We start from the raw sequence: 21752 nt of genomic DNA on the forward strand, positions 1-21752 counted from the left end.
TAAAGCATCACAATTCTCAAAACGTTAATCAACACGATTATATCAACGTTTCGAAACACTTCATGGTTCACACCATGGAGTGTTTTTTTGATGATTTTTAGCAAAATTCACACCACTTTTCACACCAAATTCACACCATTACTTTTTAAGATTACGAAAGGCAATTTCTCCAACAGCCATTGGGATTACGTTTGAAGTGTTCACGTAAGTCTTAGTTGTAATCGTATCACTATGAGTGAGTGCTTCAGAAATAGCTTCCATAGAGGTTCCAGCCTGTTTAGCGAGTGTAGCTCCTGTATGTCGTAATTTATGAGGGGTTGCATGTGCGAGCTCTGGATGACGACGCTTAACAGATTTCATCTTGTTGTTAAGATAATCAGCATGGAGACAACTGTTTACATTTCCCTTTGTATCAATATATGTAAAAACATACTGTTCAGGAGTTTGCATGATGTTAAATGAAGCCAGTTCAGATTTTTGTTGCTTCTTCCAAGAATTTAACAAGTCGGTAAGTTCTTGTGGAATTGAAAAAATCGTCTTTTTATTCCCTTTAGTTGACTTTTGATTTTTATATCGATCTAAGGCTTGAACCAATTGAATTTGTTTATTTTTGAAATCAATATGTTTCCATTGCAAAGCGTAGCTCTCTGACTTTCTATCCCCTAAAAAGAAGGTAGTATAGAACAAAACATAGTCTTTGAATAGAATTTTTTCAGTCTCTAAATCCTTTTCAAAAGCTGTAAACCATGCTTGCAGTTCTTCTTGAGATAGATATAAATCTTCATCTTTTTTAGATTCCTGTAGCTTGATTTTCTTAGTAGCTTTGATACGGCTTATCGTTTTTGATAGGCGATTAGTTTCGATATACTCTAATTCTTCTGCCCAGTCAAAGATAGAGTTAACGTAGCTCCTGATAATTTTGAAATTTGCATATTCTTCAGCCTTTTGGGTCAATAGATTTAGTACAACTTGCTTATTTTGATTAAGAAAGTCTATTGAGTAGTTCCCAAGTAAAGGTAGGATGTGTCTTCTAAAAGCAATTTCTGTTCCAACTATAGTTGCTTGCGATGGTGGTTTGGCAGTAGAGGTAGTTTGACCTGCTTTGTAGGATTCCCACCAAACATTTTGGTAGAAATCTGAAAAGAGGATAGAACCGCTATTCTCCAATGAAGCAGATTCTCCACAAAGAATTTTATCAATCTTATTTTGAAGTTCTAGTTCGTATCTTTTTGCTTCACTCCTTGATTTGAACCGCTTTTCAATCACTTTCTTATCAATGCCTAAAGAAGGCTTAACTTCCTCAGGAATATAAAGACGTAAGCGATAGGTTCCGTTTTTAGTCTTTGTAATGGACATAGTATTCTCCTTTTTTTGAATTGAGCTAGAAAAATACCGTGGCTTAATTATATCAAACCACGGTTATAATGCTACTGATTTTGTAACCAGTGATTGAGTTCAATTTTGTTAAATCTGACAGTTTTCCCGATACGAACTACTGGTAAACCTTTTTGGATCCAACTGTCAAGAGTGTTGTTGGATATTCCGAGATATTCGCAGGTTTGTCGTTTGTTTAAAAATGGGCTTTCAAAATTGATGTTGTTTAGTTGATTTTCAATTTCTCGTTTAACTACATCATCAATAAGGAGATGAATTTCTTCATCTGGAAAAATTACTTGCATTTGCTTACCTCTTGTTTCTTTTCGAGATTTTTGAGATAATAGCAACAACAAAAGTAGTTGTGCTATTTTTGTTGAGTGTCTGGGTTATCGTTGTTCGTTTGGTCGCTTGCATCGATAACCTTTTTTTCTTTGTTCCAATTCATATTTGTCATCACTGTTTCTAGAATTTCTTCTAACGCGCCATCTCGCTGAATAGCAGGAGACTTTTGAAAAGTGTAAGAATGTTGGACGCGAATGTTAGTTCCGAAGGCTTCGATTGTGCTTTCTTCCGCTGTTTTCTCGTGAGGACACACATGAAAAATGTCATTGTGCATGTGTACTAACAGGTCAATCCTTCGTATAAATTGTCCCAAGTCTTCCTTATGGTTCCCCTTAGCAAAGAAAAAAAATTCAACTGGTGTCTTAGTATTCGTTATTAAAATAATTCTTGGTGTGCCTAGTTTATTGTGATAACGAGCCGATATTGGACTGATCATGTAAGGATCTAGTAATTTTAACCAGTCTGAAACAGTGAGGCTATCGCCTTTGATGTCATCTAAGAATAAGATTTCTTCACCATTGTACTCATCAAATGCATTAGTAGAAGCTGTCAGACATGCTTCCCAATTTAATCCATTCTTAACTGCATTTGCTTGAATAGCATTTATCAATTCTTTACTGAACTTAGTCTTTCCTACGCCACTTTTGGCTTGAATAAAAATAACTGTCTTCCTAAATTGGCCTGCTTCAAGGTCAGCTATCGTACGGTAGCTTCTACGCTCTCCAGCAGTCTCTAAGGCTTCGTTTACTTTACGTTTATGTTGGCCGTAAATAGCGTAGTACTCATCTGTGAGCATGATATTCCGCTTAGTTATTTCACCATCTAATATCCGTTCAACTAGCCAATCAACACTGAGGTTTGTTTCCTTCGCTTTTTTGGTTGCTCGACCTTTAAACCACGTTTCCATGCTTCGTTGGTAAATGCTAGTATAATCTTCGCCCCTCACGGTCATAACCTCATCAGGTTGGTATTGATGTTTGCTTTCATCTTTGGCATGTACTAGATAAGCCAAACAATTATCGTACCCGTATCGTCCAGATTTCAATTTTTCAAGATATTGAGGTTCTACACTAATAGCTAGAGCAATTTTTGCTAATGAAGCACCTCTTTCAAATTTTAATAAAGCATGAATATGGGCTGGCTTATCTTGAACAACATTTTTTTCTGGTTAGCATCCCAGGTTGAAATCTTATCTTTATCATGTTTAATGATATAAGCTTCTTTAACGATAATATTGCTAGATTCAAGTTTATTGACAATCATTTTGAGCAATGGAAGGCAATCACCGTTCTTAGCTTGTTGGAATGGTGTTTTATAGTCAGTAGATAGCCAGTAGTCTGCATCTAATTGTTGAACCAGCATGATTGTTGTAAGGTTTGCTTCTTTCTTTGCCATAAATAGATAGGCTCCTTTATTTTAATTATTCCTTTAACTATTCCTTCGATAAATCAAGGATTCGAAATTTGGTATGTTACTTCAAACCCTTGTTCTATCTAAGGTTTTTGTTGTGCACGGCACTTGACAAGCCCAGTGCCGTGCAGGCGTAAAGAATAGTTAGGAATTGACATTAGTCAGCTTTTCCAAAGCTGAGCGACCTTGTGACCCGTCGCCTGCGTCATGACTCCGTTCCTGTATAAGACAGACTACGCTAGTCATATGCAGAAACAGAGTAAATAATAATCTCTTATTCTCCAAACCAAGGTGTTTCAAAAAAATGAGGAGTTTCCCATTTTTTTCCTGAACCAATAATTCGAGCAACCCCCTGCCCTTGTTTATATGATCTTTTTGGCATATCAGCAAAACCAGACATGAGAAATTTACGCTCATCTGCGGAATCAGCAGCACCACCTAGCATAATAACTGCGTCAGAGCAATTTGCACGGGCTAAGGAGGGCAAAAACCCTTCTTTTGTGCCAAATTGGCTAATAGCTATAATGTGGATACCAGCAGAGCCACCAGTAGCAGATAGACGGTTGATGGCATTAGTCCAACGTGTAGTTATTTTTAATGTCTTATCAGCCTTATCTAAAGATTCTAATGATGCATTTAAATTACCAAGCTCATCATAGAATAAAGCAATGTCAGGCATATTATCCATCTCAAGATATTTCTCTTTGTCAGCTTCATTGATTTTGGCTAATCGTTCTTCCATGATGGAACACCAATACTCAGTGCGTTTTACTATATCGATAGGATCTGATTTACCTCTGTACTCTTTTACATAGCGGTCAAATTTGGCTGAGTTATACTCAACGATCCAATTTTGGTGTAACATTAACTGAGCCATGTATCTACCAGCAAGAACAGACTTACCCGCACGAGTGCGAGCGATAATTGACATGTGAGGAACAATATCTGAGTGCCAGACTAAGTCTTTTGCGAGTTGTATCGCATGACTATCATCGTTAACAAATGGCTGTAATGTATCTGTACCTTCTTTTACAAACAAACGCTGAGAAGTAAGTGTATCCTCAATGTGAAAAATGATGTAGCTATCGCCATATGTTAGTTCAGAATTGGTCACAGCAAATCGTTGATACTTGCCAGATAAGATACCGGAAACACATTGTTCAAATTTTTCGCGGTCTGCACGCTCCCAATTTGCGATGTTTTCTATTGCAATATATCCGCTTGATAAATCTTCGTCTATCCAAATCTCGATTTCTGGCATTTCTTCTCCGTAGCGGGTTGTATTTGACAATTTGAGTACATCGGTTACCTGTTTATCGTTAAATAATCGTTTTAACTGTTGTGCCAATTTTTGGGATTTATTAGACATTAGTGGAATCTCAATTGATGAAACTTCCTCACGTTGTAACCAAGTATATAGTAGTATAAGGAATGTGATAATCGTTACAGCAATACTGTATATCAATAGTTTTGACAAATATGATGACAATACAGTTATTGTTTGATTTATAAAGAATAGCAATACACTCAAACCACTTGCAACTTCGAAGGCTATCAAAGATAATTGATAGCCTTGAAGTAAACAGTTTGGTGTAGGCTTGATTCTTCGGAATCTACGCTTACGCATTACGCTGAACCACTGCTACTGAGTCAGCAGCATACCAACCTAATCCATTCGAGAGTGCTCCACCCCGTACATTTTCAAATTGTAAAATTTTGCCAAAACTTGTTTCTACTCGGTTTGGAACTTTGATTTTATACTCTAAATCGTTCTTGCTGTCAACGACTAGGTAAAGATATTTTCCATCTTTTTCTTCGACAGATCCAGTGGATAGTACCTTTAATTGCCGAATTACATCTGTTTGGTATACGTTTCCAGTTTTCTCACTTACAAGTTCAAGTGACACTGTTGGTTGATTGAGTACTTCGCTAAGAGTTTTATTCCATTTTGGTGTTGCCATGTTATTTTCCTACTTTCTTTTTCTGAGGCAAATGATAAAAGATTTCGTATAAAACAAGAATTAAGTAACACTCAGTGCAAATATAGGTTAGGAGTGTTCTAATTGATTCGCTATCAAGTTCGTATTCTTTATCATTGTATAGGCTATAAAAGGAGATTTTTTCAGAACTATACCAGCGTTCCCATAGTTTTTCAGGTACACACGTGAAGAAAGTATCTCCTGACCGTTTTTGATAACTTGTGTTACTGTAATTTGTCATACGACATTCTCGTAGTTGTTGTAAATGTTTTTGAAGTGTTTGAGAAATCATTATATCTACTATTGCTTTCTAACCGACTAGAGCTCCGTCGGTGGGAGATGCTGAAAGAAATTCCGGAATTTTTCTTTGTGGTAATATTATACTACAGAATCAGATAATAAAAAACAAAATATTGCACAATAAACGGACACATTAAAAAAGGAAATAATGCCTTACATAATAGTATTTTGTTTGATTTTTTGAAAAATAAAAGGTAAAATTAAAGCAATAAAAGGAATGGGGTGATATGATGCCAAAAATTGCATCTGAGACAATCGTTAAAAATAACGTACGATATTATACAACAAATTACTTTGCTAAACAGACATTTGTGACTGCAAGAAATGCAAGAAAATACTTGTCACGATTTGATAGTGTTGAAGGATATTCTAATCCAAAGTTATACACTGAGGAAGTTATGATGGCGGCCATTGCTACCTATGAAGCTGATAAGCCACAGGAAGAATTTGAAGAAAGACGGGAAAGAAGGAGGGCTGAAATCGAAGAGGCTAAACGTATTGAATTTTTTGAGTCGCTTGAAAATGAAGATCCAAATATAGTAGAAAATGACACAGGATATCAAAGAGAACTAGATGCTTTGCGGACTGTAAATGAAAACTACAGGGAGGATCTTATCATTATGATGCTAAAGCATTTACTGTATCTAAAAGGATATGAATTTAATGAAGAGCTTTTCCGTAATGATCTAGAATATCATGCTATTGCAGAAGAATTTAGGGAAGAAGGGGTTATGAGAACAAAAGAACATCGTAAAATTGTAAAACGTATAGAGTCTTCTCATGCATATTTGTTGAAAAAATAAAACTGTAAGTTTATAAACAATTGATCAAATAAGACTTAAACTATTGATACAACTGAATTAGAAGAATAAAGTACATTCTTTAAGAGAGTGTACTTTATTTTTGTTTTGTACATTATTCTGAAGTGGTATTTTGTATGTTTTCTAGTACATAATATCCTCTAATCTGAGAAATTAATTTGTACATCATTTTTAATGATAATCAATGTATAATAAAAAATTTAAAGTTCAAATTCTGAAACTACTTTCACATATAAAAAAATGAAATTTCATTCAAATTAAAGTATAATAAAATAAGAAAAAGTTGTTACTAAAGATAAAATTTTCAGAATAAAAAATTACCATAACTAATTAATATTTATATAAGAAAGTGGATGATTCCGATGTGCAAACTATAATTATCAATTCTTAAGCTGTAAATAGTAGTGCTTCAGGTCAAATTAAAGCAGAGTTGTTAGGAGCTGGTCTAATCGATTTGGTAAATAGCTTTCCATTAGGACTGGATACCATTATATCGGAAAATGGAAATAATCTGTCTGGAGGACAAAGACAAAAAATATCTCTAATAAGAACACTTATTTCAAAACCATCAATAATATTTCTTGATGAACCAACGAGTTCTATGGATGTATTGTCTGAAAAACAAATGATGGAGTTGATTTTCAAAATAAATTGTACAGTTGTGGTTGTTTCGCACAGAATCTCTTTAGTTGATAAGTTTGACAAAATATTAATTGTTAAAAATGGAAAAATCGAAGGCTTTGATTCACACAGTAGATTAATTAAGAATTGCCCTTATTACAACAGCCTCTATTATAAAATAAAGGAGCTTGAAAATGAAAAATGATAGAAGTACATATCTTACTAAAAAATTTATAGTATTAATGGCAGTAACATGTTTTAGTATTTTTCCATCTGTTATGATTTTTGGGAAAATAGGATTTATAATTTATGCAATCTTATTCTTTTGGACTGTAAAGACGTCGCTCGAGATTGAGAAAATTAAAAAGCAAAACAACTTAAATACTGTATCGGATTTATTAAAGGATAAAACTACCGAAGAGTATAAAATGATAGAATCAGATGAGAGGGTAAAAAACTTTATAAGTAGTTTAAGTCAAACAAAAATAATATTATATACGGTCATTGTTGGGGTAATAATAACACTGTTTTCGGTTCTAATTTATTATCTTATTATGGAGATTGTTTAGGTTTGACGTTATAAATTTATAAATTTCATCGTAGAGGGGAATGGAAAATGAAATTATTATTTCGCTTAGTTATATTATCAGTATGTTTTCTTTGCGTTGGAAAAGTATATGCTGAAAATGTTAGTAATCTTTCTTATATGATTACGAATAGAGAAGTTTGGAAAATTTCAGAAATTGCAGATATAGAATATTGTTGACAAATATTTTATGTTTTGTTATACTTATTTTAGATTTGAAGTCATCGAAGGTACCGTCGGGTATAACTAGGTGGCCTTTTTTTATACATAGAGGGAATATTATTTATGTCAGATAACATATTTGAACTCAAAAATTTTAAAGAATATTTACCATTAGAAGTTGATATTTCTGATAAAGATTGTTTACGTTATAAACCGGTTCTAGCACCAACTCAATTGAAGAAAGAAATTGAGCCATCGTTATCGGAAGAAAAGCTCTATGACCACATGAAAAATAACTCTAACTGGGATTTCTCAAAAGAAAATTGCGATGATTTCTATAAAGAAGATTGCGTTAATTTTTTAAGAGATATTGATTTTCAATCATTCTCACAGTATGGTAAGCTAACGGAACGTAATTATTTCAAAGCAAAATCTGCCTATTTATTTGATAGCTATTTAAGAAATTTTCTTCAAGAGATTTTAGAACGTATTGAAGTTTTTTTGAAAAAGAGTACCTCAGATGCTATAACATTGGGCTATAATAAAGAAATCTACATTTTTGAAGATGATGAGTTGTATTATAATGAGAGTAAAAAATATAGTAAGGATGACCCCCATAGGAAAGATTTAGTTCTTCGAACGAAATATTATTTATCAAGCCTGATATTGCAAAAAAGTGATGATAATATAGTTAAAAAACAGATATCTGAATTTGGGGTAGTGCTTCCTTGGACAGTTTTCCGCTTGATGACATTTGGGAATATTTCTTCTTTTTTGGTTGCGTTGCAGCCTCTTTATAGAAATAAGGTTGCTTCCTATGTGAGTTCACCCTTAGATCAAACAAATAAAATTGCCGCTAAGGTATTGTTGTCATGGTGTAATGCTCTGCGCTACTTGAGAAATATCTGTTCCCACAATGGACATTTATATGGTAGGTTGCACAATACGTTACCAGTTATTCATCGTGCTGATGAAAAATTGTTGTCTAATTGTTTAGATGATGATGATAATAAAAAATTATTTGTCTATTTTGTGGCAATGAGGCATATTATAATATCTATGTCTAAAGAGTCACATTTATTTTGGAATGATAAGTTAGAACGATTGTTGAACGAGAGTTGTCGCTATGAGATCGATTTTGCAAATTATGGTTTTCCAGAAAATTGGTTTGAGTTGCTAACAATCTAGATAAAAAATTCATAAAACTAATAATAACAAAAATGGTGTGAACTTTTTGGTAAAATCTAGCTCAATTCATGTATTTTTAGGGTAAAATTCACACCATTCAAATGAAATATATTCAAATTAGATGAAATTGTTCTTTCTGAAAACGTGGGAAAACATTGATTTTAAGCGGATATTGAAACTTATTCAAATAAAAGTGTTTCCAACCAGGTCTTAAGAAAGCTCGTAAAGCATCACAATTCTCAAAACGTTAATCAATACGATTATATCAACGTTTACAGACATTCAAGAATTATTTCTTGGATGTCTTTTTTGTTTCAAAAAATCAAAGTTCACCCCAAAATTCACCCCATATTCACCCCATCAATTTTTTAAACTACGAAAAGCAATATCACCTACAGTCTGATTGACTTTATCTTTGATATTAACGTAAGTTTTTGTAATCTCTTTATCACTATGAGTAAGAGCTTCTGAGAAGGCTTCAAGAGAAACACCTGCTTGTTTAGCAAGAGTAGCACCAGTATGTCTTAGTTTGTGTGGTGATGCTGGTGCTAATTCGGGATGTCTTCGTCTGACTGATTTCATCTTGATAAAACTTAAAATTTTTCTAATTATAACGAAGCATAGTCAAAAAGCTATGACCTCTATATTCACAAAAAAATCCAGACCAATACTAGTCCAGATTTCTTGTCTATTAAACATTCTTTTCAAAGAATGGAAGAACGGCTGTAACGGCTTTGTCAACGCAATTATTTAACTGTGAGAATCCGACGCACATAAATTTTAAATGGCGTCTCAGTCACATTTAAATTTATGAGACGCTTAGACGTTAGGCTTTCAATTTGTCAAATTTTGCTTTGACATTTGCCTTGAATTCTTCAAGTTTAGCCTTGCGTTCGGCTTTACGTTCAGCCTTCATTTGTGCACGTGCCTGGTTGTAGAGGTCTTCTTGGACTTGCAGAGCTGCTTCGATTTCGGCTACGACGGTTGCTACATCCCAACGCACGATTTGGGTGTCGTACTTGGTGAAGTAAGCATCGATGACTGCTTCGTTGTTTTCTTGCACCAAGGCGACAACGGCTGTTTCGCCGTCGATCAATTTTTGAGACACAACGTCAATCAAGCCAGCTTCTGCCGTATCAACGGTATCACCAGCAGCCAAACCATAGAGGCTGCCAATACCATAACCAAACAAGACGCCGATAGGACCACCCAAAAGCCCGATAACTGCACCGAGCAAGCCACCTTCTAGGGTTGCATCCGTCGTTGAATCTTCAAAGTCATAGCGTTCTTTTTCAACGATGTGACCGTTTTCATTTTTGACCAAGGCGATTTGAGCAACCTTGGTCGTCTGAGTTTGGCGGAAAGCCTTCAAATCCGCAAAGGACTGATAAGCTTCGCTTTCAGTGTTAAAGACTGAAACTACTAGGTTTTCCATAGTTAGTACCTCTTTTCTAAATATATACGTTCATTATAATACAGTTTCAATCACTTTTCAATCATTTTAGTGCGACATTTTAATTGATATGTCGCGTTTATCAGCGTCAAAGAACAGTTTCAGGCAGCGGTATATCTTTGCCATATCCCAGCCCAGACACTCTGGCGACTCTGAGTGATTATCAAGAAAGGCGTCCAGCAACATCTTAAAGCCTCCCGTGCAAAAAGTAAATAAATAGTGTTTTTCCTGTATGCCTGTCACACGGCTAAAAGACCGCTTGACCAAATCTTCCAGAAAATTATAGCAGATATTATGTACCAGCTCTGTGTAGCGAGTCTGATGAGCGTGCCGAATCACATCGACACTTTTATAGAATCTGCCAACTGTTTCCTTATGGTCGAATCCTTGAAAGAAGTCGCTTTATTCGTCGGTCAAGACAATTAATTTGGCTGGTGCAACTGATTCGCCAAGCTATGAACAAGCAATTATTACCTTTTGAAAGCAAAAATGGCAATTATGAAGGTGAAGCTACTCAGGTCTTAGTTCTTCTATCCAATTACTATGCAGACAAAAAACTATTTGATGAAAATACAGATGAATATGGAAATATCTTGATTTTAAAGGATTCATCCATCATTTCTAAATTATCGGCTATCCCAGATTTATTAAAAAGGGGATCTAGTAGGTAACAATAATATCGAATATATCAAAGTACGCAATATTAGGATTTCTTCAGAGGTTGAGTTAGAGTCAGATGTTGATGGGGATAAGTCGGATAATCTGCCAATAGATATAAAAATACTAGAAAACAGGCTTGAAAAAGGCTCGTAAAGCTAGCCAGTTCTCTAAACGTTAATTCGTTGCTGGAAAGTAGAATACAAACGAAAACACTTTGCATCTTGCAAGGTGTTTTTTTCTATGAGAACTGGCGGTGCGCAATTAGGATAGCTCTAGCGACTTTAGTCGCATAGAGATATGCTATGCACAGTTGCCTCAAGAAAACAATGCTTCTTGGTCCACCCTGTTAGACAAGCTTCAAAACCAAGGAATCCAACAGATTTCTCTTGTAGTTACAGATGGCTTTAAGGGGCTTGAGCAGATTATCAGTCAGGCTCACCCATTAGCTAAACAACAATGTTGCTTAATTCATATTAGTCGAAATCTAGCTAGTAAAGTGAAACGAGCAGATAGAGCGGTTATTCTGGGGCAATTTATAATGATTTATCGTGCTGAAAATTTAGAAATGGCAGGACAAGCTTTAGAGGACTTTCTCGCCGAATGGAAACCAAAGTATAGGAAAGTCATGGAAAGTCTGGAGAAGACGGATAATCTTTTAACTTTTTATCAGTTTCCCTACCAGATTTGGCACAGCATGTATTCGACAAACCTCATTGAGTCTCTTAACAAAGAAATCAAACATCAAACGAAAAAGAAGGTTCTTTTTCCTAATGAGGAGGCTCTGGAACGTTACTTAGTTACGTTGTTTGAAGATTATAATTTCAAGCAAAGTCAACGAATCCATAAAGGGTTTGGTCAATGTTCTGATACACTTGAAAGCTTATTTAATTAACACTCCGTAACTCTACTTAAGTGTTTACACATAATTATTTACAGTATCAAAAAATAAAGTATATTGTTTTCATCATAATATAATTAAATATCAGTATAGAGAATTTTATCTATATATCAGATATCAGCAATTGCTTTTGCTGTCATTTTTCGCTACAATAGTTACAAGGAGGAAATAAACATGTTAAAAGAAGTATTAAACGTCGCAAAAGTTGCGAAAAAATCATCTCTCTTCTTAGGAGGGGTAGCATTTGGGACGCTTGGCTTGAAAGTCTTAGCAAGTAAAGAAGCTAAGAAAGGCTATTCTAAGGCCTTGGCTAAAGCTTACAAATTGAAAGATGGACTGGATGCATCTGTTTCTGTTGTAAAACAACACGGTGATGATGTTTTACAAGACGCTAAATATTTATACGAACAGGAAAAGAAAGAAGAACAATTAGATAGCCTGACAGGTGAATAATATGTCTTTTAAAGTGCTACACAGAGGATATCAACATATCCGATTATCGTCCTCGTTTTCACTGACCTTGGATATTCAAGATTATCTTCGTTCCTTGGCTAAAGATGAAAAAGGGATCGACTCTATTCAGTTTTATATGGATCAGCAGCACTTTACTCTACGTATGAAAGAAGGCTTCTCTGTATTAGAAAATGCAGAGGCCTTTTTAAAAAAAATTGACAAGGGGAAAGTTTCGGACTTGATGACTCTTCCCATTCGTAGAGAAGAGAGTGCTTATTCAATTGTATCGGGTGCAGCGATTAAGCGTTTGCTGTTTCGAAGTTTTGTACCCTACCCTATTCGTTATATTTGGACTTGTTATCAGGCTTTGGGTTATGTCAAAGAAGCCTATCAAACTTTAGCGCGCAAGGAACTAACCATGGAGGTCTTGGACTGTTCGGCCATTTTGTTGTCCTTGTTTATGAACCAATCCAAGACAGCTAGCAACATCATGTTTATGCTTGATTTGGGTAATCATCTGGATCAGTGGTCTTTAAAAAAAACAGCAACAGATTTGGAACAAAGCCTTCTTGCTAAAGAAAGTGATGTTTTCTTAGTGCGGGGAGACATGGTCATCAGCATCAAGAGTTCTGATGTTCAAGTAGGTGATGTATTAGTTGTCTCCCAAGGTAATGAAATCTTGTTTGACGGCCAAGTGGTTTCAGGATTAGGCATGGTCAATGAGAGTTCCTTGACTGGAGAGAGCTTCCCTGTTGAAAAGAAAGAGGGAGATTCTGTATGTGCGAATACTGTTTTGGAAACAGGAGAGTTAAGAATTCGTGTGACTGATAATCAGATAAACAGTCGTATTTTGCAACTCATCAATCTGATGAAAAAATCTGAAGAGAGTAAGAAGACAAAACAACGTCATTTTATTAGGATGGCAGACAAGGTTGTAAAATATAACTTCTTAGGTGCTGGTTTGACTTATCTGTTAACAGGTTCGTTTTCAAAAGCCATTTCCTTTTTATTGGTGGATTTTTCATGTGCTCTAAAAATATCCACACCTGTAGCCTACCTTACGGCCATAAAGGAAGGTCTAAATCGAGAAATGGTTATTAAAGATGGTGATGTATTAGAAAAATATCTGGAAGTGGATACTTTCTTGTTTGATAAAACGGGTACCATCACGACGAGTTATCCTTTGGTTGAAAAGGTTCTTCCTTTCGGAGATTATACTGAGAAAGATATTTTAAGAATAAGTGCATGTTTGGAGGAACATATCTATCATCCTATTGCCAATGCAATTGTTAAACAAGCTGAAATTGAAGGCATTGAACACGAAGAAATGCATGGCAAGCTTCAGTATGTTGCAAGCAAAGGGATTAAATCGCAAATTGATGGTCAATCGGTTGTCATTGGAAATTATGTACTAATGCAAGACGAACAGGTAAGAATTAGTTCTGAGCAGCTGGCCTTGATTGAGCAATATAAGACTCATTACAATTTATTGTTTTTGGCTTATAAGAAAGAATTAATTGGGATGTTTTGTATCCACACTCCCTTGAGAAGCGAGGCGAAAGTTGCATTGAAAAAGCTAAAGCGCCAAGGGAAAAAACTGATTCTGGCAACTGGTGATACGTTGGCTAGAACAGAAGAGTTGGTTAAAGATCTGCCATTTGACAACGTTTATACTGATTTAAAACCAGATGGTAAGTTTCAGTTGGTTCAGGAATTACAGAAAGCTGGCCGAACTATTTTGATGGTTGGAGACGGGTTAAACGACTCTGCTGCCTTGACGCTTGCAGATATTGGGGTTGTGATGAATGAAAGTGCTGATATTTCTAAGCAGATGAGTGATATTTTATTATTAGATAATCGTTTAGATTTCTTCGAGGAATTGAATTCTTTATCTGAATCGTTGCAGAAATTAATTCAAAGAAATATTCAAGAAACAGTTGTAATAAATGGAAGTTTAATTGGATTTGGGTTGTTAAATTGGTTAAGCCCATCTAATCTTTCGATATTGCACAATCTGACTACTTTAAGAATCGTCCTTCGTAGTCTTTCTATTAAAAGTAGGTAAGAGACCGAGAAGCTGAGGTTATAAAAACTAAAAGGAGTTGTCTCATTTGAGAATAACGGCTCTTTGTCAACTGTAGTGGGTTGGTGGAAAATTATACCCTGGAGAGGACCAAATTGGTTCTCTCCTTTTAAATATTGAAAAAACCATTGGCAGTGGACATACTTTAAGACTATATATTTCTGAAACTAGTTTCACAATACAAATATTGACATGCAATTATTAATTGGTGGATTTTAAGTTGACATCTACAAAGGTTAATGTTAGAATACATTCAAAAATATATTTGAATGAGGTGTTTTATGATTCAAAATATTGTTACTTCAATAATCCTGTATTCTGGGACAGCCGTAGACTTACTTATTATCCTAATGTTATTTTTTGCCAAAAGAAAAAGCAGAAAGGACATCATTAACATCTATTTAGGACAATTTCTAGGCTCTGTTAGTCTAATATTCCTAAGTTTGCTTTTTGCATTTGTCTTAAATTATATTCCTAGTAAAGAGATTTTAGGTTTACTCGGTTTGATTCCAATTTTCCTAGGCCTCAAAGTTTTGCTTTTAGGAGATTCTGATGGAGAAGCTATTGCAAAAGATGGTTTGCGAAAAGACAATAAAAACCTGATTTTTCTAGTCGCTATGATTACTTTTGCAAGTTGTGGCGCTGACAATATTGGTGTCTTTGTCCCATATTTTACCACCTTAAATTTAGCGAATTTGATAGTGACTTTACTTACTTTTCTAGTCATGATTTATCTCTTGGTTTTTTCTGCCCAAAAATTAGCACAAGTCCCTTCTGTTGGAGAAACTTTGGAAAAATATAGCAGATGGTTTATTGCCGTTGTCTATTTAGGATTGGGGATGTATATCCTGATTGAAAACAACAGCTTTGACATGCTATGGGCTGTGTTAGGCTAGGAGAAAAAATTATGAAAAAAGATAGTATCTGTCAAGTGGATGTTATAAATCAACAAAATGTTACAACCGCAACGAACTACCTTGAAAAGGAAAAAGTCCAAAAATCACTTCGCATTTTATCAAAATTTACCGATAATAAACAGATAAATATCATCTTTTATCTCCTTGCCGTCGAAGAACTCTGTGTCTGCGATATAGCCTGTTTATTAAATCTCAGTATGGCATCTGCCTCCCACCATCTTCGTAAACTAGCCAATCAAAACATCTTGGACACTAGAAGAGAGGGGAAAATTATATATTATTTTATAAAAGATGAGGAAATCAGAGATTTTTTTAATCAACTAGGATAACAACTATTTTTACTACTTTTCCATGATTATAGGGAGATTATATATGAAATTTTTTGATGAAAATTACTCACAAGAAATACCTACTCGTATTAAATGTTTAAGAAAAAAGTATAATTTAAAGCAAAGCGACCTAGGTAATGCAGGTCAAGTTAGGCAAATTGAAAAGGGAGAAATTTGAAAGAATTTGTATCTTTTATTTTTTGTTTCATTTATGCCCTATGCTACTGGAATAGTTAGTAGTCATTTCATGAATCATACGGCACAGCTCTTTTATGGACTGATCGTTATTGTTTCAACGGTAGCAAACTGTTTTTTACATAAAGTAATTGATAAACCCAATATAGATCAGAAAGAATTACTTGAAGCTACCGCACAATATAGGAAGTTATTGATACCTGACCTAATAATTAAAGGAGTGGGATTGATTCTATCCTTAATTGTCTATCCTCTGATTATGATGTATAGTGTTTTAATTGCGGCATTTTACATCATAACTTTAAAAACACTATCCGAAAAAAGAGTGAATAACTAAAAAACGGTGACCAAAGTTAGGTGTATTATTTTAATGCTTAGAGACCTAAACTATTTCCCCGTTTAAAAAATATTGATTCAAATTTTATGAAATCAATTAGTAGATATCGTTCTGAAAAGCCCTGATATTACGCTATTTTTAGTCCATCTGAAACCCATACTTTCCAAACCAGGCTTGAAAAAAGCTCGTAAAGCATCACAATTTAGTAAACGTTAAAACTTATTTAAACTTATTGAAAGCATTTCGTATCAAAAATACGGGATGCTTTTTCTGTTCACCCCAAATTTTTGTAACTAGGTGATACTTGAAATTAATACAAATTTGGTTGTTTTTGATAAATCTAAGCAACACTAAATGATGAAGTGAAAGGGGATGAATCTTTGATAGTATTCATTTATTGTGAAATATGATATATTTATTAATTAGATGGATGAATACTTCTAGAGTTAAATATAGCATAATAGGGACAGACTTTTTGGTTTATTTTTGTTTGTAGTCGGATTATGAAAGAATATCCAATATTATGCGATAAGATAGAATGTTACAAAAAAGAAAGGGGATGCAATCCGATGAAGAAAGACAGATTAATTGTATTGACAGATGCTGTTCTAGCAATTATTATGACCATCTTGATTTTAGAGTTAGAAAAACCAACAACACCAAGTCTTGAAGCTTTTTGGGATTTACGGCAAAATTTCTTTGCTTGTTTTCTTTCCTTTTTCTGGTTGGGATCGTTATGGATGGCACTAAACACATTATGGGAAAAGGTTGAGAAAATTTCCTCAGAAATTATTTGGTGGAATTTGTTTCTACTCTTGGAGCGGCAGGAGTTCTCTTTGGAGAATTTCATGCCATCCAAGATACCAGTCTGAATGATGTGGTGGACCGGATCTATATAAATGTCAAGGATTTACCGTTTCAGTCCTTGGGAGCTTTAGCTAATATCCTGTCTGATGTTAAGAAGGGACTGATTCAAGACAGTCATATCTGGTCTTTCTTCCAGTCATTTTTCAAACAATATCAGTTGATAATCAGCTTAAATCAGATCTATCAGTTTGTCTATCTTTCTCTGATGGAGATCATGTCCTATCTTCACTTTGATTATTGGAAAAAACGGCTCGGTCAGGAGCTAGTATGAATAAGGAGAACAAATGAGACGTTTAAAAATGTTATGGCATATTATACAGGTTACGGGTTTTACTCGGTTTGCTCTGAGTTTTGTGACCTTTGTTTTTGGGTCAGGAGGCGTGCTTTTCCTAGTTGAACCTGCTATCACAAATTACGGAGACGGTCTTTGGTATGCTTTTGTGACTTCGACGACTGTCGGCTACGGGGATCTCCTAGCTGTGACCTTGATTGGAAGGATTACCAGTGTCTTCTTGACGATTTATGGGCTCATATTTTTTGGCTGTTTATCAGCTGTTATTATTAATTATTATACCGATTTAAATAAGGAAAGAGGAGAGGACAAATGACTGCCAATTATTCAACACGGGAATTCCGTGAGAAATTATATGATGACCTTCATGTTCGATTAAGAGATACAGTGATTTTGATGTGTGCGATTTTTATTGCCTCTATAGGTCTAAATACGAATTCAACAGCTGTCATTATTGGAGCCATGCTGATTTCCCCTCTTATGACACCGATTGTTGGACTGGGGTTTGGTTTAGCTATTTTTGATACGCGTTTAATCAAGCAATCTCTAGAGGTTTTATTTACTCAAGTATTGGTCAGTTTGCTTGTATCGACTCTATATTTCTGGATTTCTCCCTTATCTTATGCAAGTAGCGAGTTGATTGCACGAACATCTCCAACCATTTGGGATGTTCTCATTGCTATTGCTGGTGGGATTGCTGGTGTGATCGGTTCAAGGAAAAAAGAAGCAAACAATATCGTGCCAGGAGTAGCCATTGCTACAGCTTTGATGCCGCCTATCTGTACTGCTGGCTATGGTTTAGCTAATGGGAATGTACGATTTTTATTGGGGGCTCTCTATCTTTTCTTGATCAACTGTGTCTTTATCATGCTAGCCAACATTGTTGGAACAAGAATTTTGATGAGAAAATCTCCTTTAACTTCATTTAAAGAGCTGAGCATTAAAATGAGAATTGGCTTGATTTCTTTGATTGTATTGTTGATTCTTCCAGCTAGCTATTCGGCAGTTACTCTGACAATAGAACAAGCGCGCAAAGAAGGGATCAAACAGTTTGTAGGAAAAGAGTTCGCCAATTATACGGTTATTAATCAAGTCTACAAGTCAAGTAACAATGAATTGGTCTTGACGGTTGTTGGAGATCCGATTTCAGAAGAAGAATTAGAAACACTCCACCAAAAACAAGCCTCTTACGGTATTCAATCTGTTCAATTGAAAGTGAATCAAGTTCAGAACTCGCCAACATTAGATAGTGAAGCGACCAAGGAATTTTATGAAAACATTGACAAGTATATTGATCAAAAACTCTCTGAAAAAGATTCACAAAACGATCTCGTAAAAGAAAATGAAGCAGACAAGGATTGAGGACAATGAACTGAATCGGTTTTTACGCCGTGTTTTTCTTGTATCTTCCTCTTTCTTACTTATAGCAGGTTGTTTTTGCTTGAATAAGAAATAAATTAGAAGTTCTATCATCTAAGAAAAATGATGAAAAAAATCATTTAACTAATGGTGTGAACGTTTAGTGTTTATCAGCTCCATTCTCTGTAATTTTGGGGGTAAAATCCACACCATTTAGATAAAATTAGTTGAATTTGATTGGAAAAACGCTTTTATAAAAGCGGAGAAAAGTCTTGATATTACGCTGTTTTTAGTCCAACTGAAATTCATACTTTCCAAACCAGGTCTTAAGAAAGCTCGTAAAGCTAGCCAGTTCTCTAAACGTTAATTCGTTGCTGGAAAGTAGAATACAAACGAAAACACTTTGCATCTTGCAAGGTGTTTTTTTCTATGAGAACTGGCGGTGCGCAATTAGGATAGCTCTAGCGACTTTAGTCGCATAGAGATATGCTATGCATAGTTGCCCCAAGAAAACAAGCGTAGCGATGTTTGATTGGATGGCAACCACTGCACTCAAAATGTTAATTCGAAAGAATTACTATACTTACAAAGAGCACCCTTCGGGGTGTTTTTTCTATACCTAAGATAAATGGAAAATAAAAAACCACCCTATCTTTCACAGTCAAATGTGACTGTAGAAAATAGAGTAGGTCTAGGATGTTAAAGACTATTTGTCGTCTTTATGAAAGATATTTTTAACGCCCTTGATAGCTCCTTCAACAGCTTCTTTTGCATCTTCAGCAACTTCTTTTGCTTTTGAAGCAACTTTTTCAGCAGTGCCTTCAGCTTCTGTTTTTGTATCACCGGTTAATTTACCGAAGCCTTCTTTAACAGAACCCTTCACTTGGTTCAATTTTTCTTCTAATGACATAGCGTCACCTCCGTTAAGTAAATAGTTTTTTAATCTGAATTTAAGACAGTTCATTTAAAAAATTAAAACTATTTAGCTCAGATTAATATAAGTATATGCCTTCTGAAATGGAAAGTCAAATTTTCGCTACGGTATTCTGAAAGCAGGATCGATTTTTGATCTGAAGGCAAATCGTGAGCGACTAATAAGTCACGATATTTCGTTTTTACAGCAAAGATTTGAAATGAAAGAAGCAAAAAACTTTTTCTGTCTCCAATGAAATAAATGGTATAATAATCGTGAATGGAAACATCGTAACGCTGTTTTTTGAAAAAGAGAAGATAAATATGAAAAGAATCCTCACAACCTACCCTATTATCAGCACTTTAGCTCTAATCTGTTTGTTGCTTGGTCTATTGACTTCCTTTAATGGGGATGCTATGTATGACCTATTGGCCTTTCATTCGAAGCCGGTCTATGGTTGGCAATATGTCAGTGGGACCCTGATGCACGGTAGTAAAGGCGCACCTATCTGGTTTTTATGGGTCCATTTGTTGTTAAATGGACTCATGATCCTTCCTTTCGGAGGACTGCTAGAAAGAAAAAGAGGCTCCAGACAAGTCTTGATTGTTTTTGTGACGGCGACAGTCCTTTCTTCCATCGTTTTTCACCTCTTAACCCAGGGGCAAGACATTCAGGCAACAGGGATCTCTGCTGTAGGATACGCCTTTGTAACCGGAGGGATTATGCTCCTGCCAAACGTGTGGAAAGAATTTTCACGCACCGTAAAACTGTTTTATCTATTCTTAATTTTTCTATCTGGCCTCATGCTCTTACCAGCAATCACCGGATGGATCTCAACACTATTGCATCTTTCAGGGATTGTGAGTTATCTATTGGTCTTTATCGGAAGTAAAGTCTTGAAGGGGAGAAGCTAACCATTAAGACGGCTCCTCAGTAAGGTTTTCATCGTACTCCCTTGACTCTTCCTCTACCAGGCCGTATAATATTCTATATCAATGAAGAAATCACCTTTTGTCATTGTGCAAAGGGTGATTTTATAACGAAAAAAAGGAGACACAATGGGGTATATCTCTACTATTAAAACGGCTGTTCAGCTCTTTCCTTTCCTGGCATTTTTGCTGACCTTGCCCTACATGATTTTGAATTATCGAAAATATGGTTCGGTCAATAAATTGCGGGTGCTGATTTTCTATTCTTTTATGCTTTACTTGATGACGGTCTATCTCTTGGTGATCTTGCCTCTGCCAGATCCAAGTAAGATTCATACTAGCTACTCGGAAATGGTCAATCTCCATCCCTTTGCTTTTGTGGTGGATTTTTTCAAGGAGAGCCCCTTTGATTTAGCGCAGACTGGTACTTGGATTCAAGCCCTTAAGCATCCAACTTTTTATGTGCCTGCCTTTAATGTCCTGATGTTGATTCCTTTTGGGATGTATCTGCGCTATTATTTTAAGTGTGGTTTTAAGAAAACGATTCTTCTGACAGCCCTCTTTAGTCTCTTTTTGGAGCTGACCCAGTTATCAGGTCTCTATTTTCTGTATCCGGGTCCTTACCGCCTAGCAGATGTCGATGATATTATTCAAAATACTACCGGTGGTGGAGTGGGCTATTTGCTCGGTTGGTTCCTGGTTTGGTTATTGCCAACACGAGACGAAATTGACGAACATTCTTTCCGAGTAGGGACCAGAGTATCTGGTTTTCGGATGGGTCTTGCCTTCTTGATCGACTTTGTGATGCTATCCTTGCTTTACGAGGTAATCGAGCGTTTGGAGACGATTCCTTATGTAGCGGTTTTGGCTGTTTATTTTGGTTTGATTCCCTTGTGGCGGGGCAAAACCTTGGGAATGGCTTTATTGAAATTCCGCTTGCATTTTGACAAGCAAAAATGGCTTCGCACCATCTGGCGGGGAATCCTAGTAGTAGGTTATTTCTATCTGATTCCTCAAGGGTTGTTCTATTTGATTTCGCTCTTGAATAGCGACTTGACGGACAATTCCCTCTTAACCCTGTCCATGATTTTATTGCTCTTCTTTATGCTTTTATTGTACCTGATTCTCACTCTTGCCATCGTCTTACTCAATCGTCGCTTTCCCTTTGACCGTCTAGCTGGGGCTGAGTATGAGAGTACGGTGCGCGTGAAGAAAGAGCTCTTAAAGGATGAAACTGAATCATCAAAATAGAGAGAGTGGGACAGAAATCGGTAATTCGTT

General features: G+C 35.6%; 25 protein-coding genes and 3 pseudogenes. 19 read left to right on the top strand and 9 right to left on the bottom strand.

Features of this window, described 5'->3' with window-relative positions:
- Window positions 1-138: 138 nt before the first annotated feature.
- The 6 genes from HMPREF2917_RS09570 to HMPREF2917_RS09590 all read right to left on the bottom strand — a co-directional run bounded on the left by HMPREF2917_RS09570 (window position 139) and on the right by HMPREF2917_RS09590 (window position 5090).
- Entirely contained in the window at window positions 139-1356 is a 1218-nt protein-coding gene (locus HMPREF2917_RS09570) for a site-specific integrase (protein WP_070590479.1), read from the bottom strand.
- A 71-nt stretch (window positions 1357-1427) separates the two neighbouring features.
- Window positions 1428-1679, bottom strand: a complete 252-nt coding sequence (locus tag HMPREF2917_RS09575; RefSeq protein WP_070590480.1) for a helix-turn-helix domain-containing protein — start codon at window positions 1677-1679, stop codon at window positions 1428-1430.
- A 62-nt stretch (window positions 1680-1741) separates the two neighbouring features.
- Complete coding sequence (locus HMPREF2917_RS09580; RefSeq protein ID WP_371106503.1) at window positions 1742-2851, bottom strand: AAA family ATPase; 1110 nt, start codon at window positions 2849-2851, stop codon at window positions 1742-1744.
- Window positions 2836-3114, bottom strand: a complete 279-nt coding sequence (locus tag HMPREF2917_RS11895; RefSeq protein ID WP_371106502.1) for a hypothetical protein — start codon at window positions 3112-3114, stop codon at window positions 2836-2838. The genes HMPREF2917_RS09580 and HMPREF2917_RS11895 overlap by 16 nt, the downstream gene beginning before the upstream one ends.
- Before the next feature lie 289 nt (window positions 3115-3403).
- Window positions 3404-4498, bottom strand: a complete 1095-nt coding sequence (locus tag HMPREF2917_RS09585) for a cell division protein FtsK (protein WP_256324275.1) — start codon at window positions 4496-4498, stop codon at window positions 3404-3406.
- Window positions 4499-4748: 250 nt separating this feature from the next.
- Window positions 4749-5090, bottom strand: coding sequence for a hypothetical protein (locus HMPREF2917_RS09590; RefSeq protein ID WP_062005177.1), 342 nt, complete (start codon window positions 5088-5090; stop codon window positions 4749-4751).
- Between the two features lie 545 nt (window positions 5091-5635).
- Between HMPREF2917_RS09590 and HMPREF2917_RS09600 the strand changes: the two genes are divergently transcribed.
- The 4 genes from HMPREF2917_RS09600 to HMPREF2917_RS09615 all read left to right on the top strand — a co-directional run bounded on the left by HMPREF2917_RS09600 (window position 5636) and on the right by HMPREF2917_RS09615 (window position 8786).
- Entirely contained in the window at window positions 5636-6211 is a 576-nt protein-coding gene (locus HMPREF2917_RS09600; protein ID WP_070590484.1) for a hypothetical protein, read from the top strand.
- Between the two features lie 472 nt (window positions 6212-6683).
- Window positions 6684-7055 (top strand): ATP-binding cassette domain-containing protein, encoded by a 372-nt coding sequence (locus HMPREF2917_RS09605; protein WP_070590486.1) that lies wholly within the window; start codon window positions 6684-6686, stop codon window positions 7053-7055.
- A complete protein-coding gene (locus HMPREF2917_RS09610) occupies window positions 7045-7419 on the top strand; it encodes a hypothetical protein (RefSeq protein ID WP_049518570.1) in 375 nt (124 codons plus the stop codon). Before HMPREF2917_RS09605 ends, HMPREF2917_RS09610 begins: the two co-directional genes overlap by 11 nt.
- 302 nt (window positions 7420-7721) lie before the next feature.
- Window positions 7722-8786, top strand: coding sequence for an Abi family protein (locus HMPREF2917_RS09615; RefSeq protein WP_070590488.1), 1065 nt, complete (start codon window positions 7722-7724; stop codon window positions 8784-8786).
- Window positions 8787-9146: 360 nt separating this feature from the next.
- On the opposite strand, the gene HMPREF2917_RS09620 is transcribed toward HMPREF2917_RS09615, so the two are convergent.
- Entirely contained in the window at window positions 9147-9368 is a 222-nt protein-coding gene (locus HMPREF2917_RS09620) for a tyrosine-type recombinase/integrase (protein ID WP_002893762.1), read from the bottom strand.
- Window positions 9369-9612: 244 nt separating this feature from the next.
- Window positions 9613-10221, bottom strand: coding sequence for a DUF1269 domain-containing protein (locus HMPREF2917_RS09625; protein ID WP_002893760.1), 609 nt, complete (start codon window positions 10219-10221; stop codon window positions 9613-9615).
- Window positions 10222-10571: 350 nt separating this feature from the next.
- On the opposite strand from HMPREF2917_RS09625, the pseudogene HMPREF2917_RS11565 reads away from it, so the two are divergent.
- The 13 genes and pseudogenes from HMPREF2917_RS11565 to HMPREF2917_RS09675 all read left to right on the top strand — a co-directional run.
- Window positions 10572-10715 (top strand): annotated as a pseudogene (locus tag HMPREF2917_RS11565) (IS982 family transposase); the annotation flags it as partial.
- 3 nt (window positions 10716-10718) lie between these two features.
- Window positions 10719-11052: pseudogene (locus HMPREF2917_RS11805) on the top strand (diacylglycerol kinase family lipid kinase); the annotation flags it as partial.
- Window positions 11053-11200: 148 nt separating this feature from the next.
- Window positions 11201-11791 (top strand): annotated as a pseudogene (locus HMPREF2917_RS09635) (transposase); the annotation flags it as partial.
- Between the two features lie 180 nt (window positions 11792-11971).
- Entirely contained in the window at window positions 11972-12250 is a 279-nt protein-coding gene (locus HMPREF2917_RS09640) for a DUF6110 family protein (protein WP_002893755.1), read from the top strand.
- Window position 12251: 1 nt separating this feature from the next.
- Window positions 12252-14315: a heavy metal translocating P-type ATPase gene (locus tag HMPREF2917_RS09645; protein WP_002893754.1), complete on the top strand. Its 2064-nt coding sequence runs from the start codon at window positions 12252-12254 to the stop codon at window positions 14313-14315.
- Between the two features lie 299 nt (window positions 14316-14614).
- Window positions 14615-15229, top strand: a complete 615-nt coding sequence (locus tag HMPREF2917_RS09650; protein ID WP_002911684.1) for a CadD family cadmium resistance transporter — start codon at window positions 14615-14617, stop codon at window positions 15227-15229.
- Window positions 15230-15240: 11 nt separating this feature from the next.
- Window positions 15241-15579, top strand: a complete 339-nt coding sequence (cadX, locus tag HMPREF2917_RS09655) for a Cd(II)/Zn(II)-sensing metalloregulatory transcriptional regulator CadX (protein ID WP_000711078.1) — start codon at window positions 15241-15243, stop codon at window positions 15577-15579.
- A 43-nt stretch (window positions 15580-15622) separates the two neighbouring features.
- The gene (locus HMPREF2917_RS11810) at window positions 15623-15757 is read left to right on the top strand and encodes a hypothetical protein (protein ID WP_023024363.1); all 135 of its coding nucleotides are present in this window, start codon (window positions 15623-15625) and stop codon (window positions 15755-15757) included.
- Between the two features lie 33 nt (window positions 15758-15790).
- Entirely contained in the window at window positions 15791-16111 is a 321-nt protein-coding gene (locus HMPREF2917_RS09660) for a hypothetical protein (protein ID WP_002902313.1), read from the top strand.
- A 569-nt stretch (window positions 16112-16680) separates the two neighbouring features.
- Window positions 16681-16983, top strand: coding sequence for a TMEM175 family protein (locus tag HMPREF2917_RS10985; RefSeq protein WP_004240734.1), 303 nt, complete (start codon window positions 16681-16683; stop codon window positions 16981-16983).
- Window positions 16908-17249 carry a hypothetical protein gene (locus HMPREF2917_RS09665; RefSeq protein WP_000397556.1) on the top strand — a complete coding sequence of 114 codons (342 nt, stop codon included), beginning with the start codon at window positions 16908-16910 and terminating at the stop codon, window positions 17247-17249. The genes HMPREF2917_RS10985 and HMPREF2917_RS09665 overlap by 76 nt, the downstream gene beginning before the upstream one ends.
- Window positions 17250-17262: 13 nt before the next feature.
- Window positions 17263-17586, top strand: a complete 324-nt coding sequence (locus tag HMPREF2917_RS09670) for a potassium channel family protein (RefSeq protein ID WP_001253404.1) — start codon at window positions 17263-17265, stop codon at window positions 17584-17586.
- On the top strand, window positions 17583-18632 hold the full coding sequence (locus HMPREF2917_RS09675; protein ID WP_070590489.1) for a DUF389 domain-containing protein: 1050 nt from the start codon (window positions 17583-17585) through the stop codon (window positions 18630-18632). Before HMPREF2917_RS09670 ends, HMPREF2917_RS09675 begins: the two co-directional genes overlap by 4 nt.
- Window positions 18633-19335: 703 nt before the next feature.
- On the opposite strand, the gene HMPREF2917_RS09680 is transcribed toward HMPREF2917_RS09675, so the two are convergent.
- Entirely contained in the window at window positions 19336-19539 is a 204-nt protein-coding gene (locus HMPREF2917_RS09680; RefSeq protein WP_003014014.1) for a CsbD family protein, read from the bottom strand.
- 326 nt (window positions 19540-19865) lie between these two features.
- Between HMPREF2917_RS09680 and HMPREF2917_RS09685 the strand changes: the two genes are divergently transcribed.
- Both HMPREF2917_RS09685 and HMPREF2917_RS09690 read left to right on the top strand, forming a co-directional pair.
- On the top strand, window positions 19866-20456 hold the full coding sequence (locus HMPREF2917_RS09685) for a rhomboid family intramembrane serine protease (RefSeq protein WP_070590491.1): 591 nt from the start codon (window positions 19866-19868) through the stop codon (window positions 20454-20456).
- Between the two features lie 144 nt (window positions 20457-20600).
- Window positions 20601-21722, top strand: a complete 1122-nt coding sequence (locus tag HMPREF2917_RS09690; RefSeq protein ID WP_070590493.1) for a VanZ family protein — start codon at window positions 20601-20603, stop codon at window positions 21720-21722.
- Window positions 21723-21752 lie beyond the last annotated feature (30 nt).

It is taken from the genome of Streptococcus sp. HMSC061E03, from assembly GCF_001813505.1.
GTDB lineage: Bacteria > Bacillota > Bacilli > Lactobacillales > Streptococcaceae > Streptococcus.

Coding starts and splice junctions, on each gene's coding strand:
- HMPREF2917_RS09675 (WP_070590489.1), top strand. CDS start 17,583: ATGACTGCCAATTATTCAACACGGGAATTCCGTGAGAAATTATATGAT.
- HMPREF2917_RS11895 (WP_371106502.1), bottom strand. CDS start 3,114: ATGGCAAAGAAAGAAGCAAACCTTACAACAATCATGCTGGTTCAACAA.
- HMPREF2917_RS09590 (WP_062005177.1), bottom strand. CDS start 5,090: ATGGCAACACCAAAATGGAATAAAACTCTTAGCGAAGTACTCAATCAA.
- cadX (WP_000711078.1), top strand. CDS start 15,241: ATGAAAAAAGATAGTATCTGTCAAGTGGATGTTATAAATCAACAAAAT.
- HMPREF2917_RS09650 (WP_002911684.1), top strand. CDS start 14,615: ATGATTCAAAATATTGTTACTTCAATAATCCTGTATTCTGGGACAGCC.
- HMPREF2917_RS10985 (WP_004240734.1), top strand. CDS start 16,681: ATGAAGAAAGACAGATTAATTGTATTGACAGATGCTGTTCTAGCAATT.
- HMPREF2917_RS09625 (WP_002893760.1), bottom strand. CDS start 10,221: ATGGAAAACCTAGTAGTTTCAGTCTTTAACACTGAAAGCGAAGCTTAT.
- HMPREF2917_RS09690 (WP_070590493.1), top strand. CDS start 20,601: ATGGGGTATATCTCTACTATTAAAACGGCTGTTCAGCTCTTTCCTTTC.
- HMPREF2917_RS09620 (WP_002893762.1), bottom strand. CDS start 9,368: ATGAAATCAGTCAGACGAAGACATCCCGAATTAGCACCAGCATCACCA.
- HMPREF2917_RS09575 (WP_070590480.1), bottom strand. CDS start 1,679: ATGCAAGTAATTTTTCCAGATGAAGAAATTCATCTCCTTATTGATGAT.
- HMPREF2917_RS09600 (WP_070590484.1), top strand. CDS start 5,636: ATGATGCCAAAAATTGCATCTGAGACAATCGTTAAAAATAACGTACGA.
- HMPREF2917_RS09640 (WP_002893755.1), top strand. CDS start 11,972: ATGTTAAAAGAAGTATTAAACGTCGCAAAAGTTGCGAAAAAATCATCT.
- HMPREF2917_RS09615 (WP_070590488.1), top strand. CDS start 7,722: ATGTCAGATAACATATTTGAACTCAAAAATTTTAAAGAATATTTACCA.
- HMPREF2917_RS09660 (WP_002902313.1), top strand. CDS start 15,791: ATGCCCTATGCTACTGGAATAGTTAGTAGTCATTTCATGAATCATACG.
- HMPREF2917_RS09680 (WP_003014014.1), bottom strand. CDS start 19,539: ATGTCATTAGAAGAAAAATTGAACCAAGTGAAGGGTTCTGTTAAAGAA.
- HMPREF2917_RS09610 (WP_049518570.1), top strand. CDS start 7,045: ATGAAAAATGATAGAAGTACATATCTTACTAAAAAATTTATAGTATTA.
- HMPREF2917_RS09670 (WP_001253404.1), top strand. CDS start 17,263: ATGAGACGTTTAAAAATGTTATGGCATATTATACAGGTTACGGGTTTT.
- HMPREF2917_RS11810 (WP_023024363.1), top strand. CDS start 15,623: ATGAAATTTTTTGATGAAAATTACTCACAAGAAATACCTACTCGTATT.
- HMPREF2917_RS09570 (WP_070590479.1), bottom strand. CDS start 1,356: ATGTCCATTACAAAGACTAAAAACGGAACCTATCGCTTACGTCTTTAT.
- HMPREF2917_RS09645 (WP_002893754.1), top strand. CDS start 12,252: ATGTCTTTTAAAGTGCTACACAGAGGATATCAACATATCCGATTATCG.
- HMPREF2917_RS09585 (WP_256324275.1), bottom strand. CDS start 4,498: ATGTCTAATAAATCCCAAAAATTGGCACAACAGTTAAAACGATTATTT.
- HMPREF2917_RS09685 (WP_070590491.1), top strand. CDS start 19,866: ATGAAAAGAATCCTCACAACCTACCCTATTATCAGCACTTTAGCTCTA.